15 protein-coding genes are annotated in these 15,695 nt (G+C 71.7%); 5 read left to right on the top strand and 10 right to left on the bottom strand.

The genetic code is table 11. The features are described 5' to 3' along the window. The first annotated feature begins 225 nt into the window (after positions 1–225). On the top strand, positions 226–732 hold the full coding sequence (locus AB0I76_RS09390; RefSeq protein WP_357032277.1) for a DUF402 domain-containing protein: 507 nt from the start codon (positions 226–228) through the stop codon (positions 730–732). A 22-nt stretch (positions 733–754) separates the two neighbouring features. Here the strand turns inward: AB0I76_RS09390 and sigJ are convergent, their stop codons facing one another. Beyond that, positions 755–1,720, bottom strand: coding sequence for an RNA polymerase sigma factor SigJ (gene sigJ, locus AB0I76_RS09385; protein ID WP_357032274.1), 966 nt, complete (start codon positions 1,718–1,720; stop codon positions 755–757). Positions 1,721–2,271: 551 nt separating this feature from the next. Here sigJ and AB0I76_RS09380 point away from each other — a divergent pair. The 3 genes from AB0I76_RS09380 to AB0I76_RS09370 all read left to right on the top strand — a co-directional run bounded on the left by AB0I76_RS09380 (position 2,272) and on the right by AB0I76_RS09370 (position 4,943). Continuing rightward, positions 2,272–3,177, top strand: coding sequence for a PPK2 family polyphosphate kinase (locus AB0I76_RS09380; RefSeq protein WP_357032280.1), 906 nt, complete (start codon positions 2,272–2,274; stop codon positions 3,175–3,177). Positions 3,178–3,307: 130 nt separating this feature from the next. Continuing rightward, positions 3,308–3,934, top strand: a complete 627-nt coding sequence (locus AB0I76_RS09375) for a DUF47 family protein (RefSeq protein ID WP_357032271.1) — start codon at positions 3,308–3,310, stop codon at positions 3,932–3,934. Between the two features lie 4 nt (positions 3,935–3,938). Further along, positions 3,939–4,943, top strand: coding sequence for an inorganic phosphate transporter (locus AB0I76_RS09370; RefSeq protein WP_357032268.1), 1,005 nt, complete (start codon positions 3,939–3,941; stop codon positions 4,941–4,943). 59 nt (positions 4,944–5,002) lie between these two features. Here the strand turns inward: AB0I76_RS09370 and AB0I76_RS09365 are convergent, their stop codons facing one another. Then, entirely contained in the window at positions 5,003–5,971 is a 969-nt protein-coding gene (locus AB0I76_RS09365) for a Gfo/Idh/MocA family oxidoreductase (protein WP_357032265.1), read from the bottom strand. 100 nt (positions 5,972–6,071) lie between these two features. Here AB0I76_RS09365 and AB0I76_RS09360 point away from each other — a divergent pair, with 100 nt between their 5' ends. Further along, positions 6,072–6,908, top strand: a complete 837-nt coding sequence (locus AB0I76_RS09360) for an NUDIX hydrolase (RefSeq protein WP_357032262.1) — start codon at positions 6,072–6,074, stop codon at positions 6,906–6,908. A gap of 141 nt (positions 6,909–7,049) precedes the next feature. Here the strand turns inward: AB0I76_RS09360 and pstB are convergent, their stop codons facing one another. The 8 genes from pstB to AB0I76_RS09320 all read right to left on the bottom strand — a co-directional run bounded on the left by pstB (position 7,050) and on the right by AB0I76_RS09320 (position 15,308). Continuing rightward, positions 7,050–7,826 (bottom strand): phosphate ABC transporter ATP-binding protein PstB, encoded by a 777-nt coding sequence (gene pstB, locus AB0I76_RS09355; protein WP_357032258.1) that lies wholly within the window; start codon positions 7,824–7,826, stop codon positions 7,050–7,052. Positions 7,827–7,846: 20 nt separating this feature from the next. After that, positions 7,847–8,935, bottom strand: a complete 1,089-nt coding sequence (gene pstA / locus AB0I76_RS09350; protein WP_357032255.1) for a phosphate ABC transporter permease PstA — start codon at positions 8,933–8,935, stop codon at positions 7,847–7,849. Further along, entirely contained in the window at positions 8,932–10,023 is a 1,092-nt protein-coding gene (gene pstC, locus AB0I76_RS09345) for a phosphate ABC transporter permease subunit PstC (RefSeq protein WP_357032252.1), read from the bottom strand. The genes pstA and pstC overlap by 4 nt, the downstream gene beginning before the upstream one ends. A gap of 43 nt (positions 10,024–10,066) precedes the next feature. Further along, entirely contained in the window at positions 10,067–11,170 is a 1,104-nt protein-coding gene (gene pstS / locus AB0I76_RS09340) for a phosphate ABC transporter substrate-binding protein PstS (RefSeq protein ID WP_357032249.1), read from the bottom strand. A 286-nt stretch (positions 11,171–11,456) separates the two neighbouring features. After that, complete coding sequence (gene pstS, locus AB0I76_RS09335) at positions 11,457–12,524, bottom strand: phosphate ABC transporter substrate-binding protein PstS (RefSeq protein WP_357032246.1); 1,068 nt, start codon at positions 12,522–12,524, stop codon at positions 11,457–11,459. Then, positions 12,525–13,451, bottom strand: a complete 927-nt coding sequence (gene mshD, locus AB0I76_RS09330) for a mycothiol synthase (RefSeq protein WP_357032243.1) — start codon at positions 13,449–13,451, stop codon at positions 12,525–12,527. 126 nt (positions 13,452–13,577) lie between these two features. Continuing rightward, a complete protein-coding gene (locus AB0I76_RS09325; RefSeq protein ID WP_357032239.1) occupies positions 13,578–14,441 on the bottom strand; it encodes a polysaccharide deacetylase family protein in 864 nt (287 codons plus the stop codon). A 147-nt stretch (positions 14,442–14,588) separates the two neighbouring features. Next, positions 14,589–15,308 (bottom strand): response regulator transcription factor, encoded by a 720-nt coding sequence (locus AB0I76_RS09320; protein WP_357032236.1) that lies wholly within the window; start codon positions 15,306–15,308, stop codon positions 14,589–14,591. Positions 15,309–15,695 lie beyond the last annotated feature (387 nt).

The following is a 15,695-nucleotide window of genomic DNA, read 5'->3' as shown; positions in this document are numbered from 1 at the left end:
CCGCGCCGCTGGGCCGGTCGCCCCGGCGCCGTCGCCCGGTGCGCGGCGAGGGGCTGGCGGAACCGGTGGCGGTGCGGGGCGGAGTCACCGTGCGACGGTACCCGCCGGACCCGACACCGGCCGCGCGGCACGGCCCGGGACACCGTCACGGTCCGGCATCCGTACGGCCGCGCCCGGTTACATCCCTGCGGCGACGCCTGGGCCGAATCGGTTAGGGTGCGAATCATGCCGAGCGATGTGGTCCGTGTGATCTACCGCAAGTACGACGGCAGCGCCCACCGCGACTATCCGGCCCGCCGGCTGGCCGAGGACGACCTCGGAATCTGGCTCGGCGTCACCGCCGGCACCGCCTCGGTCTACCACGGCCGCCCGTCGGTGGAGCAGATCCCCTTCGTCCTCCTGGTGCCGCACGCGGCCTGGTGGACGGGCATGTTCAACCCGCCGCCGCGGACCAGCGAGGTCTACTGCGACATCACCACACCCGCCCGCTGGGCCGACGAGGACACGGTCCACCTGGTCGACCTCGACCTGGACGTCGTACGGCGACGGGCCACCGGCCTCGTCGAGCTGCGCGACGAGGACGAGTTCGCCGAGCACCGGGTCCGCTTCGGCTACCCGGACGACGTGATCGCCGAGGCGGAGGCCGCCGCCGGATGGCTCCTCGGTGCACTGGGTGACGGCACCGAGCCGTTCGCCACGTCGTACCGGAAGTGGCTGGCCCTGGTGGTCTGAGCCGGCGCCGTCGTCGTGGCCGTCACCAGCGCGGTGGCCAGGTGTCCTCCGGGCCGAGCGGCGGCACGTCGCGCACCTTCTCCGGGTTCAGCTGGTTGAAGATTCCGGTCACCCGCCCCTCGTGCACGGCCAGGGCGGTGACCAGCCGCAGCGGCCGGCCGTCGCGGAACACCGTCTCCAACTGGAGCCCCAGGACACCGTCGACCAGCACCGGCCGGGCACGCAGCCGGCCACCGTAGCGGCCGGCCTGGCCGAACAGCCCGAGGGTGAAGCGGGCGACCTTGTCGGCGCCGAGGATCCGGTTCGGGCCGGCCGGGAAGTGCCCGCCGCCGTCGCCGACCAGGACCACGTCCGGGGCGAGGACCTTCACCAGTTGGTCCAGCTCACCCGACTCGGTGGCGGCGACGAACGCCCGCACGACGCGTTGCTGCTCGGCGGTGTCGGCGGTGTGCCGGGGCGCGTCCGGGGCGTTGACCGCGCGGCGGGCCCGGGAGGCGAGCTGTCGGGCGGCGACGTCGGTGGTGCCGAGCACCTCGCCGACCCGGGCGAAGGGCACCGCGAAGACGTCGTGCAGGACGAACGCGACCCGCTGCTCGGGGCTCAGCCGCTCCAGCACCACCAGCAGGGCGGTGCCGACCTGGTCGGCGCGGACCACCCGCTCGGCCGGGTCGGGTGCGAAGCCGTCCGACCGGGGGAGGGCGTCCAGCGGCGTGACCACCGGCTCGGGCAGCCACTGGCCCGGGTACGTCTCCCGACGCACCCGCGCCGAGCGGAGCACGTCCAGGCAGATCCGGGAGCAGGTGGTGGTCAGCCAGGCACCGAGCTGGCGGATCTCGGCGCGGGCCGCGGGGTCGGCGAGCGCCGCCGCATACCGCAGCCAGGTCTCCTGGACGGCGTCCTCGGCCTCGCTGCGGCTGCCCAGCATCCGGTACGCGACTGCGGTGAGCCGGCCTCGCTCCGCCTCGAACTCCGCCGTCAGGTCGCCCATCCCGTCGCTCCCTCCCCGATACACGGGACGATCCTCCCCTGTCGGAGGACGCCGCACGGCCCCCGAGCGTGACAGCAGGGAAATCCTCCCTTTCGTGCGAGTGGATCTACGCGGCCGAGCTTGATCGAGGACGTCGACGCGGGCCCTCACGCCGGTCGCTGCCCGAGTACCCGGTTACTGGACGTCAAGGACGGCGCGGGTCACGGAGTGTGATCACTGGCTCGGCAACCGCCACACACTGTCGGGCACTTTGCTCTGCACCCCTGGACGCACCACCCGAACCACCTGGGCTTTTTCATTGCGCTCTTGGCAGTCGTTGGGGCGGCTTCGCTGCGTACGGTTACCGGCGCGCATCGGGGTGCAGAGCAAAGCGGGGATCGCGGTAATGGGCGGTCGGGGCCATCTCACCCGGAGCACGACGATCAGGCGGTGGTTGTCGGCGGGCGGTCTTGGGCGGGGTGGGTGATGATCGCGGGATGAGCGAGGTGAGTGGGACCGACGGGACCAGCGGGAGCGACGGGGCCGCCGTGGTGGAGCCGGTCGGGGGGACGATGCGGGAGTTGCTGCGGGTCGCGTCCGGTGACGCGGTCGAACTCGCGGCCGTCGACCCGCGGTCGACGCCGGGGCTGCCCGACCGGGAGGTGACCGGTGAGGACCGCAAGGCGTGGGCGCGTACCCAGGTCGAGCTGCTCGGTGTCGGACTGGGACGGCAGCAGGAGATGCTCTTCGCCTGCGCGAAGGCGCCGGCGGTTCCGGCCGTCCCGGGCCCGGCGGCGGGGCGGCGGGTGCTGCTGGTGCTCCAGGCGATGGACAGCGGGGGCAAGGACGGCACGATCAAGCGTGTCGCCGGTGCGATGAACCCGCTCGGGCTGCACATCCGCTCGTTCGGCCCGCCGACGGAGCAGGAGTTGGCCCACGACTTCCTGTGGCGGATCCGGCGCGCCCTGCCCGCGGCCGGGTACGTGGGTGTCTTCAACCGGTCGCACTACGAGGACGTGCTGGTGGCCCGGGTCGACTCCCTGGTGCCGGAGGCGACCTGGCGGGCCCGGTACGACGAGATCAACGCCTTCGAGCGGGAGCTGGCCGACGACGGGCTCACCCTGGTCAAGGTGATGCTGCACATCTCCCACCACGAGCAGGGCAAGCGCCTGCTGGCACGGCTGGACGACCCGCGCAAGCACTGGAAGTACAACCCGGGTGACGTCGACGCGCGGGCCCGCTGGAACGACTACCAGGCCGCGTACGCCGAGGCTCTGGGCCGGTGCGACACGGACGCCGCGCCCTGGTTCCTGGTGCCGGCGGACCGGAAGTGGTACCGCGACTGGGCGGTGGCCCACCTGCTGCGTGAGACGTTCGACACGCTCGGTCTCGGGTATCCGGCTGCCACCTTCGACGTACGACGGGAACGGGAGCGACTGCTGGGAGCCACGGGACCGGTGAAAGTTAACGGAAGGTGAACAGAGGGTAGATCGGAGCTGGCCAGAGGTGGGCCGCCGTTTTCCCGGATCCGTCGTTTCCTAGCATTCCCAGGCGGGCGCCTCTCCGGGGGAGCCTCCACCCTTCCACCGACACGACGAGGTCCGTGCTGTGAAGTTTTCCTTCCGCCCGAACGAGGGCGCCTTCTACGAGCTCTTCACCAGGGCCGCGCAGAACCTGGTGAAGGGCACCGAACTGCTGAACGAGCTGGGGCTGCCCGGAGTCGAGGTGCAGTCGGTCAGCGAACGGCTGACCGAGGTGGAGCACGACAGCGACCAGATCACCCACGAGCTGTACAAGAAGATCAACTCCACGTTCATCACGCCGTTCGACCGGGAGGACATCTACCGGCTCGGGTCGCTGCTGGACGACGTCATGGACCACCTTGAGGCGGTCGGCAACCTGCTCTACCTGTACGGCCTGACCAAGCTCCCGTCGCTCCCCCGGGAGATGCACGAGCTGGTCAACGTGCTGGACCAGCAGGCGAAGCTGACCGCCGAGGCGATGCCCCGGCTGAAGTCGATGAAGGACCTCGAGGACTACTGGATCGAGTGCAACCGGCTCGAGAACACCGGTGACCAGATGTACCGGATGCTGCTGGTCCGCCTCTTCTCCGGGGAGTACGACGCCCTGACGGTACTGAAGATGAAGGAGGTCGCCGACGAGCTGGAGGCGGCCTGCGACGCCTTCGAGCACGTGGCCAACACCGTCGAGACCATCGCGGTCAAGGAGTCCTGATCCTGTGAGTCCCGAACTCATCGCCGTGCTGGCGGTGATCGCGGTGGCCCTGGCGTTCGACTACACCAACGGGTTCCACGACGCCGCCAACGCGATCGCGACCAGCATCTCCACCCGCGCGCTGACACCCCGCGTGGCCCTCGCCATGGCGGCGGTCGGCAACTTCATCGGCGCGCACTTCGGTGCCGAGGTGGCCAAGACCGTCGGTAGCGGGCTGGTGAAACTACCCACCGGGCAGGCCAGCCTGGCCATCGTCTTCGCCGGCGTGATCGGCGCGATCGTCTGGAACCTGATCACCTGGTACTTCGGCCTGCCGTCCTCCTCGTCGCATGCGTTGATCGGCGGCCTGGTCGGCTCGACGATCGCCGCCTCCGGCACGGTCCTGTGGACCGGTATCGGGGAGAGCGTCATCATCCCGATGATCCTCTCGCCGATGGTCGGCTTCCTGCTCGGTTACATCGTCATGATCGCCGTGCAGTGGATCTTCCGGAAGGGGCACCCGGGCAAGCTGAACCGGGGCTTCCGCTGGGCGCAGACCGCCTCGGCCGCCGCCATGTCGGTCGGCCACGGCATGCAGGACGCCGCCAAGACCATCGGCATCGTGGTGCTCGCCCTCTACGTGGGCGGCTTCCAGGACGATCCGGAGTTCATCCCGGAGTGGGCGTTCTGGACCTCGGCGGCCGTCCTCGCGGCCGGCACGTACGCCGGTGGCTGGCGGATCATCCGGACCCTCGGACGGAAGATCATCGACCTGCGTCCGCCGGAGGGCTTCGCGGCCGAGACCGTGGCCAGCTCGGTGCTCTACTTCAACGCGCTGGTCCTGGGCGCCCCGATCTCGACCACCCACACGATCACCTCGGCGATCATGGGTGTCGGGGCCACCAAGCGGCTCTCGGCCGTGCGCTGGGGCGTCGCCGGCAACATCATCGGCGCCTGGATCCTGACCTTCCCGGCCGCCGGCTCCATCGGCGCCCTCATGTACTTCCTGGTCCGCCCCCTCTTCAGCTGACAGAAGGAAGGGCCCCTTGTCAACGCCTGGCGTTGTACAAGGGGCCCTTCCTGACGCACCTAGGTGTAATCGACGCCGATCTGCGCGCGGATGCCGTCGAGCAGCGCCATGACCTCCAGCGTGACCGAGTGCGGCACGAGCGGACTCTCCGGGAGACCCGCCGCGAGGCAGCGCTGGACCTCCTCGGCCTCGTACTGGTAGCCGTTGCCGACCAGCTCCGTCGTGACGGTCTCCGGCTCGGCGCCGTCCCGGTGCAGCGTCATCGAGCCGGGCCGGAAGAACGGCTCCGGCAGGTCGATCCGCCCGCCGGTGCCGGTGATCGAGGCGACCAGCGGGGTGGCCCCCACCATGCCGCAGCTCAACGTGGCCACCGCCCCCGAGTCGTACCCGAACACGATCCCGGTGTTCTCGTCCACGCCCTCCGGGCTCACCTTCGCCCACGAGCGCACGTGATCGGGCACCCCGAGCAGCAGGTGCGCCAGGCTCACCGGGTACACACCCAGGTCCAGCAGCGCGCCACCGCCCAGGGCGCGGGCCCGCATCCGGTGCTCCGGCGGGAACTCACCGGCCGCCCCGAAGTCCGCCCGCACACTGGTCACCGCGCCGATCGCGCCGTCGGCGATCAGCTCGCACATCCGGCGTACCAGCGGGTTCGTCCGCATCCACATGGCCTCCATGAGGAAGACCCCGGCGGCGCGCGCGGCGTCGACCAGCTCCCGGCTGGTGGCCAGGTCGAGGGTGAAGGGCTTCTCCAGCAGCACCGCGCGGCCCGCCCGGAGACAGGTCAGGGCCGCGGCGTGGTGGGCGGCGTGCGGGGTGGCCACGTAGACGACGTCCAGGTCGGCGTCCGCGGCCAGTTCCGCCCAGGAGGCGTACGCCCGCCGCGCGCCGTGCCGGGCCGCGAAGCGCTCGGCGCTCTCCCGCGTACGCGAGCCGACCGCGACCAGCTCGGCGCCCGGCACCAGCCGGAGGTCTTCGGCGAACCGACCGGCGATGTGGCCGGTGGCGAGGATGCCCCAACGAGTCATGCCGCAACGCTAGCGAAGATCACCGGGGGAGCGGGACGGGGTTCCGGGGGGCGGGAAACGGGCCGCGTCGTGGCGGCGGGGCGTGGCCTAGGCTCACCGCATGACGATCGAGCGCGATGGCTTCCCCGCCCCGCCGGCGCTGGTGGAGCACGCCCGCCGGTTCCGTGCCGAGGGGGGCACCCCGGCCGTGCCGCGGGTCGCGGCGACCGTGCTGCTGCTGCGTCCGGCCCCGGCCGACTTCGAGGTCTACCTGATCCGCCGGGTCGCCGCGATGGCCTTCGGCGGGATGTACGCCTTTCCCGGTGGCGGTGTGGACGCCTCGGACTCGCAGGCGCACGTGGACTGGGCCGGCCCGGACCCCGCCCAGTGGGGTGCCCGGCTCGGCCTGTCTCCGGAGGCCGCCCAGGCGGTGGTGTGCGCGGCCGCGCGGGAGGTGTTCGAGGAGGCTGGTGTGCTGCTCGCCGGCCCGGACGCGCAGACCGTGGTGGGCGACGTCAGCGGCGACGACTGGGAGGCGGCCCGGATCGCCCTGGAACGGCACGAGGTGGGCTTCGCCGACCTGCTCGCGCAGCGAGGGCTCACCCTCCGGTCCGACCTGCTGCTGCCGTGGAGCCGGTGGATCACCCCGGAGTTCGAGCCGCGCCGCTTCGACACGTACTTCTTCCTGGCTCTGCTGCCCGAGGGGCAGCGGACCCGGGACGTCTCCCGCGAGGCCGACCGCGTGCTCTGGGCCCGGCCGGCCGACGCCCGCGACCGGGCGGCGGCGGGCGAGCTGACCATGCTCCCGCCCACCCTGGTCACCCTCGGTCAGGTGGCGGCCTGCGGTGACCTGGACGGGGTGGCCCACGCGGCGACGACCCGCGACGCCGCCACCCCGGTCACACCACACCTGGAGTCGACGCCCGACGGCCCCCGCTTCCTGCTGAGCCCTCCCTGATCGCGCTCGATCACGGAAGTAGTGGTGTCGCAGGCGCATCGAGGCCACTACTTCCCGCATCGAGCGTGATCAAGGGTGGGCACCCCGCAACGACACCGGCGCCCCGCCGTGGGCGAGGCGCCGGTGGACCGGGAAGGCGGCTCAGCCGAAGCGGCCGGTGATGTAGTCCTCGGTCTTCTTCACGCTCGGGTTGCTGAAGATCTTCTGGGTGTTGTCGTACTCGATGAGGCGGCCCGGGTCGCCGGTCTTCTCGATGGAGAAGAAGGCGGTCCGGTCCGAGACACGGGCGGCCTGCTGCATGTTGTGCGTCACGATGATGATCGTGAACTTGTCCTTCAGCTGGAACATCAGGTCCTCGATGGCCAGCGTGGAGATCGGGTCGAGCGCCGAGCAGGGCTCGTCCATGAGCACGACCTGCGGCTCGACCGCGATGGTACGGGCGATGCAGAGCCGCTGCTGCTGACCGCCGGAGAGGCCGGCACCCGGCTTGGCGAGGCGGTCCTTCACCTCGTCCCACAGGTTCGCCGACTTCAGCGCCTTCTCGGCCGCCTCGTCCAGGATCGACTTGCGCCGTACGCCGTTGAGGCGCAGCCCGGCCACCACGTTCTCGTAGATGCTCATGGTGGGGAACGGGTTCGGGCGCTGGAAGACCATGCCGATCATCCGGCGGACGGCGGTGACGTCCACGTCGCGGTCGTAGATGTCCTGCCCGTCGATGGTGAGGCTGCCCTCGACCCGGGCCCCCGGGAGCACCTCGTGCATCCGGTTGATCGACCGCAGGAAGGTGGACTTGCCGCAGCCGGAGGGGCCGATCAGGGCGGTCACCGTCTTGGGTTCGACGGTCAGGTTGATGTTCTCGATCGCCTTGAAACCGCCGTAGTAGGCGGTGACGTTCGAGGCTTCGATGCGCTTGGCCATGGTGGTGGTACCTCCGGGGTTCATCGGCCGAGCCGGTTGCGACGGGCCAGCAGCTTCGCCGCGATCGTCAGGATCAGCACGAGGGCGACCAGGGTGAGTGCCGCGGTCCACGCCCGCGCCGGCGCGTACCTGGACGCGTCACCGGCCTGCTGGTAGACGAAGAGGGCCAGCGACGACTGGTTGTTCTCGAAGGGGTTGAAGTTGATCGCCGCGCCACCGCCGGCAACGAGCAGCACCGGGGCGGTCTCGCCGGCCGCGCGGGCGATGGCGAGCATGACGCCGGTGACGATGCCCGGCAGGGCGGTCGGCAGCACGACCCGCAGGATGGTCTTCCACTTCGGCACGCCGAGCGCGTACGCGCCCTCGCGCAGCGGCGCCGGCACGAGGCGCAGCATCTCCTCCGTCGACCGGACGATCGTCGGGAGCATCAGCACGCTGAGGGCCAGTGCCGCGGCGAAGCCGGAGAATCCCGGCCGCCCGTCGTTGAAGTACGGCGACACGATCAGGATCCAGAAAGCCAGGATGAACAGACCGGAGACGATCGACGGGATGCCGGTCATCACGTCGACGAAGAACCGGATCGCGGCGGCGAACGCGCCCCGGCCGTACTCGACGATGTAGATCGCGCAGAGGACCCCGACCGGGACGGTGATCAGGGTGGCGATGCCGACCTGCTCCAGGGTGCCGACGATGGCGTGGTACGCGCCACCGTTGGGATCGCGTGCCCCGATGTTGTTCATCGAGGTGAGGAAGAAGTCTGCGTCCAGCCGCTCGGCGCCCTTGGTGACCAGCGTCCAGACCACCGAGGCCAGCGGCAGGACGGCCAGCACGAACGCCGAGTGGATCAGCGCGCTCCAGGTGCGGTTGCGCGCCGACCGGCGGCCCTCGACCGCGTTGGCGGCGAGGAAGAGCCCGGCCAGGTAGAGGACCGCCCCGATCGCCACGACCAGGACCGGGCCGCCGATGCCCGTGCCGTACACGAGGCCGGCGGCGACCAGCAGCGCGACCAGCGCGATGGCCGGCGCGGCGTACTTCGGCAGTCGCCGGGCCCGCAGCGTCGGCGGTTGGGCCGGCGGGCGGGTGCGATGGGATGTGACGGTGGTGGTCATGCGGCCGACTCCGTGAACTCCCGGCGGCGGTAGATGATCGCCCGCGCCGTGATGTTGACGATCAGCGTGATCGCGAAGAGGACCAGACCGGAGGCGATCAGCGCGCCCCGACCCGTCTCGTTCGCCTCGCCGAACGCGTTGGCGATGTTGGCGGCGATGGTGTTGCCGCCGTTCTCGATCAGGTTGAACGAGATGTTGAACGTGATGCCGAGGGTCAGCGCCAGCGCGATGGTCTCGCCGAGCGCGCGGCCCAGGCCGAGCATCACCGCGGCGATGATGCCGGGGCGGCCGTAGGGAAGCACCGCGGTGCGGAGCATCTCCCAGCGGGTGGCGCCCAGCGCGAGGGCGGCCTCCTCGTTGGCGGTCGGGGTCTGCAGGAACACCTCGCGGGAGAGCGAGGTGATGATCGGCAGGACCATGATCGCGAGCACCAGCGCGCCGAGCAGGATGGAGGCGCCGAAGGGGCCGTCGCCGCCGAACAGCGGAATCCAGCCGAAGTACGTGTTCAGCCACGCCGAGAAGTCGCGGACCGGGCCGGAGAAGTAGTCCCGGCCCCAGAGGCCGAAGACCACGCTGGGCACGGCGGCGAGCAGGTCGATGAGGAAACCGAGGGAGGTACCCAGCCGGCGCGGCGCGTAGTGGGACAGGTAGAGCGCGATCCCGAGCGCCACCGGGACGGCGAGCAGCAGCGCGATCACGGAGCTGAGGACGGTGCCGAAGGCGAGCGCACCGATGCCGAACTTCGGCTCCGGGTCGTTCGGGAACCAGCCCTCGAACGTCCAGAAGTTCTCCGTGTTCGCGCGGAGCGCCGGGACCGCCTTGATGATCAGGAACACCGCGATGGCGGCGATGACGACCAGGACGGCGGTGCCGGCGGCCAGCGTGAGGCCGCGGAAGGCCCGTTCGGCGCCGAACCTCCGGGCCCGCGGCAGCGCGCCGCCACCGCCCAGGCCGGGGCCGTCCGGTGTACGGGTGCTGACTGGTGCCTCGGCCGTACGCGCCGAGGCACCGGCGGGGCTCCCGTAACCGTTGGTCACGGGGCTCCCGCCGGTGCCGGCGTTGGCCGAGCGGTGAGGGATGTCACCCATCTGCTCGCTCGCTCCGATTGAGGAATGGTGGGGTCGGGTCGGGTCAGGAGAGGCTGGTGACCGCGGTCTCGACCTTGGTCCGGACGGTCTCCGGCAGCGGGGCGTAGCCCAGCTCGGTCAGCTCCGCCTGGCCCTCGGTGCTGGCCGCGTAGCCGAGGAAGCCCTTCACCAGCGGCAGCTTGTCGGCGGCGGTGCCCTTCTCGCAGACGATCTCGTAGGTCACCAGGACGATCGGGTAGGCCCCGGCCTCCTTGGTGTTGTAGTCGATCTTCATCTTGAGGTCGTTGCCCTGACCCTCGATGGCCGCACCCTGGATCGTCTTGCCGGCCGACTCCGCGGTCAGCTCGGCGAACTCGCCGGCGCCGTTACCGACCTTGGCGATGCCCAGGCCGGCGTTCTCGGCGAACGACCACTCCATGTAGCCGATGGCACCCTCGGCACCCTTGACCCGGCTGGCCACGCCGTCCGAGCCCTTGGCGCCGGTGCCGCCCGGGGCCTTCCACTCCTTGGCCTTGCCGAAGGTCCAGTCGGCCTCGGCGGTCTTGCCCAGGAAGTCGGTAAAGTTGTCGGTGGTGCCCGACGAGTCCGACCGGTGCACGGTCTGGATGGCGGTGGCGGGAAGCTTGGCGTCCGGGTTGTCGGCCTTGATGGCCGCGTCGTCCCACTTGGTGATCTTGCCCGCGAAGATCTTGGCCAGGGTGGCCGGCTTCAGCTGGAGGTTCTCGACGCCGGTGAGGTTGTAGGCGACGGCGACCGGGCCGATGACCATCGGCAGGTTGACTGCCTTGCCGGTGGCGCAGCGGGCGTCGGCCTTGGGCTGCTGGTCCTCCTTGAGGGCCGAGTCCGAGCCGGCGAAGTCGGCGGTGCCGGCGATGAAGGCCTCGATGCCGGCGCCGGAGCCCGAGGGCTCGTAGTTGATGGTGACGCCCTGGCACTTCTGCTGGTACGCCTTGATCCACTCGGCCATGGCGTTCTTCTGGGCCGAGGATCCCTGAGCGTTCAGCGTGCCCGTGGCGCAGTCGGCCGCCGCGGACGACCCGGAGGCCGACGGGCTGGCAGGCTCGTTGTTGTCCGAGCCGCATGCACTGAGAGCGAGCGTCGCGGTAAGAGCGAGGCAGGCGAGAGTGCCGTGCCGCTGGAGCTTCACCTGAGGGGTTTCCCTTCACGTCTGACTGACTGGGCCCCGGGTTGGGGGACCCGGACCGGCACGCTGACCGGCTGGTCCAAAAGCTAGGAGCGCCAGGTGACCGGTTCGCCGGTCGCAAGTGAACGAAAGGTGAACAGGTTGAACCCTCGTGGTGACCGCTCGCTGAGGGCGAGTTGTCCGTTACGTGAACTCAGGTGCCCCTGTCGGACGTATGGGTATTTTCCCGGTTCGCCGTTACCGCGCCGAGTCGCCGCCGTTATCCGGCGGTGACCCGTCGCGCCGCCGCTCAGGAGATCCCGGCCACCTGGTCGGCCACCCGGCGGCGCAGCACATCCGGCAGCGCCGCGTAGCCCAGGGCGGTGATGGCCCGCTGCCCCTCGGCGCTGGCCGTCCAGCCGAGGAAGCCCCGGACCAGTGGCACCTCGTCCGGGGCGAGTCCCCGCTCGCAGAGGATCTCGTAGGTGACCAGCACGATCGGGTACGCCCCCGCCACCCGGGTGTGGCTGTCCACCTCGACCGGCAGGCCGTTGCCCGGCATGGTCACCGCCTTCCCGGCACCCTCCGCCGACGGCGGGACGAACTCACCGGCCGCGTTGCGGATCCGGGCTACCGGCAGGCCCGCCCGCCGGGCGTACGACAGCTCCAGGTAGCCGATCGCGCCCTCGGTGTCGGCGACCGCCTCGGTCAACCGCTCCGAACCCTCCGCGCCGGTCCCGCCCGGCCCCGGCCACGTCCGGTCCGTACCGAGGGTCCAGTCACCCGGCGCCGCGGCCCCGAGGTAGGTCGTGAAGGTCTCGGTGGTGCCGGAGTCGTCCGACCGGTGCACCGACCGGATCGGCGCGGCGGGCAGGTCGACCCCGGGGTTGTCGGCGCGTACGGCGGGATCGTCCCAGGTCGAGATCGCGCCCGCGAAGATCCGGGCCACGGTCGCCGGGGTCAGCCGGAGTTCGGCGACGCCGCTGAGCCGGTACGCGACCGCCACCGGGCCGATCACCATGGGCAGGCTGATCGTCCGACCGCCCGAACACTGCGCGTCGGCCTGCTCCTGCTCCTTCGGTTCGAGCAGCGACTCACTGCCCGCGAAGTCGGCGGTGCCGGCGACCAGCGCCTTGATGCCGGCCCCCGAGCCGGAGGGCTCGTAGTTGATCGTCGATCCGGGGCAGGATCGCTGGTAGGCGCGGGTCCAGATCTCCATCGCGTTGCGCTGGGCCGAGGAGCCCTGCGCGTCCAGGGTGCCGGCGGCGCACAGTTCGCGGGGGACCGGGCCGGTGACGGGATCCGCCGTGCACGCCCCGACGGTCAGCAGCAGCGCCGCGACGCTGCCGGCCGTGCCGAACCGTCGCCCGCGCAACACTCAGCCCAGTTGGTAGTTGACGTGCGCCGACCAGTGCGCGAAGCCGAGCCGCCCGTAGAGGGCGACCGCGCCGGTGTTCGACTCGTCGACGTAGAGCATCACCCGGTCCAGGCCCCGCCGGTCCCGCAGGTACGTCAGCCCCGCGGCGGTCAGCGCCCGACCCAGCCCGCCGCCGTGGAACGAGGGGTCCACCCCGAGCACGTAGACCTCGCCGATGCGGGCGGACCCGGGCCGCTCGTGCACCTTCGTCCAGTGGAAGCCGCGCAGCCGGCCGTCGGAGGAGTCGACCGCGAGCAGGAAGCCCGCCGGGTCGAACCAGGGCTCCGCCAGGCGTACCCGCAGGTCGTCGACCGACCAGAGGCCCTGCTCCGGGTGCTCGGCGAAGGCCCGCGCGTTCAGCGCCAGCCACGCGGCGTCGTCGTCTCCCGGCCGGTACGCGCGCAGCGTCACGCCGTCCGGCAGAGGCTGCTCCGGGATCGGCGCGGTGAGCGGCCGGCGCAGCTGCCAGAGCACCCGGGCGCGCCGGAAGCCCAGGTCGACGGCGAGCGCGGCGGCCGACGGGTGGTCGCCGTGCGCCCACACCCGGAGCGGCCCGGTGGCCGTCGCGAGGACACCCCGGGCCAGCGCCCGCCCGGTGCCCCGCCGCCGGTACGCGGGGTGGACGACCAGCTCGACCCCGGTCCCGGTGGCGGTGTCGGTGGTGTCCAGGTGCGCATATCCGGTCAGGGTGCCGTCGTCGGCGCGGGCGGTGAGGTGCACCGCGGGGGCCGCGGCGTCCCGGAGGCGGAGCAGGACGTGCTCGTCGAACGGGTCCGCCCCGTCGGCGTCGCCGGCTAGCCGGGCGAGGGTCAGCACGTCGGTCACCTCGGCCGGGTCGAGCCGGTCGGTCCGGGTCACCTGGTCGACGGTCGGTTCGGCGTTGCTCATGCCGGCTCCTCGCTTCGCTCGGAGCCGGCCTGAGGCACCACCGCACTGAGTCCGACGATTCGCTCGCTCCGCTCGCTCATGCCGGCCACCGTAGCCCGCGCCCGCGGTGGCGCCGGACCGGCCGGCTCATGTCGTGCCGGTCGGCATCGCCCCCACCTGGAACCGGCTCGTCAGGTCCGGCAGGATTCGGTGCAGCGCGTCCACGGTGCCCTGCCGGTCGCCGCCGGCGTCGTGCAGCAGCACCACCGAGCCGGGTACGACGCCGGTGACCACGGTGGCGGCGATCCGGCCGGCTCCCGGCGCCTGCCAGTCCGACGGGTCCACGTTCCAGTGCAGGGGGACCATGCCGAGTTCCTCGGCCACCGAGACGACCGTACGTGTCCAGGCGCCGCCGGGCTGGCGGTAGTAGGAGATCGGGGCACCGGGGGCCGCCGCCCGGATCGCGTCGCTGGTGCGCAGCAGGTCGGCCCGGATCCGGTCGGCGGACCGCGCCCCGAGCCGGACGTCGTGGTTCCAGGTGTGGTTGCACAGGGTGTGCCCGTCGGCCACGATGGCCCGGATCAGGTCCGGGTGGTTCTGCGCGTTCTCGCCGACCACGCAGAAGGTGGCCTTGACGTCGTACTGCCGCAGCACCGTGAGCACCTGCGGGGTGTAGTGGGGGTTCGGGCCGTCGTCGAAGGTCAGTGCGACGGTCGCGGTGCCCGTGGTGGTGTGCGCGCCGTACGCCTCGTCGGAGTCGTCGGGCGCCCCGGACTGCGTGGCCTGCCCGTCCGGGCCCCCGGGGTCGTCCTGCCCGGCCTCGTCGGGCCCGCTCGGCCCGCCGCCCGCCGAGGGCTGGTCGGCGTAGTGCGGGGCGGTGGCGCCGGTGGTGACGCCGCGACCGGGCGCGTCCGGGACCAGGCTGCGACCCAGGGCGTACGCGGAGCCGAGCAGGGCGGTCAGCACCAGGGCGACGGTGGCCAGGGAGCGGACGGCCGGGCTGACCCGCATCAGTGGACCTGTCCCGGTCCGGACTCCGCCACCGCGGTCGATGCACGCACGATCTCCCCCTTTGACTGGCAAACCCGGCAGTCAGAATAGAGCGGGCTAGCCGTACAAAAGGGGCAGATCGGTAATAGTGCCTGCGGAAGGGGACGGTCAGACCGGCAGCGGCGCGTGCTCCGTGTCCGGCAGCGAACGGGACGGCGGCACGACGAACTTGTAACCGACCTGGCGGACCGTGCCGATCATCGACTCGTACTCCGAGCCGAGCTTCGCCCGCAGTCGCCGGACGTGCACGTCCACCGTGCGGGTGCCGCCGAAGTAGTCGTAGCCCCAGACCTCGCGCAGCAGCTGGTCCCGGGTGAAGACCCGGCCCGGGTGCTGGGCCAGGAACTTCAGCAGCTCGAACTCCTTGTAGGTGAGGTCCAGCGGCCGGCCCTTGAGCTTGGCGGCGTACGTGTCGGGGTCGATGGTCAGCTCGCCCGCCCGGACGGAGCCGCCGGTGCCGGCGGTCGCGTTGCTCAGCCGGCCGACCGCGAGGCGCAACCGTGCCTCCACCTCGGCCGGACCTGCCGAGGCGAGGATGACGTCGTCGACGCCCCAGTCGGCGTTGAGCGCGATCAGACCGGCCTCGGTGACGACCGCGACGAGGGGAACGCCGAGCCCGGTGGCGTGCAGCATCCGGCAGGTGGCGCGGGCCTCGCTCAGCTCGGAGCGGGCGTCGACCATGACCGCGTCCGGGCTGGGGCCGGCGACCAGGGTGCGGACGTCACGCGGCGCGGTGCGGACCGAGTGCGGCAGCAGGTCGAGCGCCGGCAGCACAGCGGATGGTTCGCCTGCGCGTGCGGTCACCAGCAGCAGGATCTCCACGATCACCTCCGTCCCGGCGGCCGCATCGGCCGCGCGCGACCAGCGGCGCCCCGAACCGGGCGTGCGCTGATGAACTTGCGTGGGTCCCGGCGTCGCTGACGGGCGGGTAACGGCTTGAGCGTAACCGATGGCCCCGGCTTCACCTTCACGTCCTTTCCCGTTTGCCCGAGTTGCCCTTGATCGCAGCTCACCTTTTAACGTCGCCGAAACCGTGCTCCCCGCACCGGACAGCGGGTCTGGCACGATCGGAGGCGTGTATCCCGCCAGCTCGCCCGACACCGGCCGTGATCCGTGGCCCGACGGGCCCCGTCCGGCACCGGCCGGCGCCTCGCCCGCTCCGCGTACCGGACCGGGTGAGGAGGACGACGGCGACCGCCGGAGCGGCCCGCGCCG

It is taken from the genome of Micromonospora sp. NPDC049799 (assembly GCF_040656655.1).
Lineage (GTDB): Bacteria > Actinomycetota > Actinomycetes > Mycobacteriales > Micromonosporaceae > Micromonospora.
Note: the sequence above shows the minus strand (reverse complement) of the source record. Positions and strands in the feature narration are given on the sequence as shown.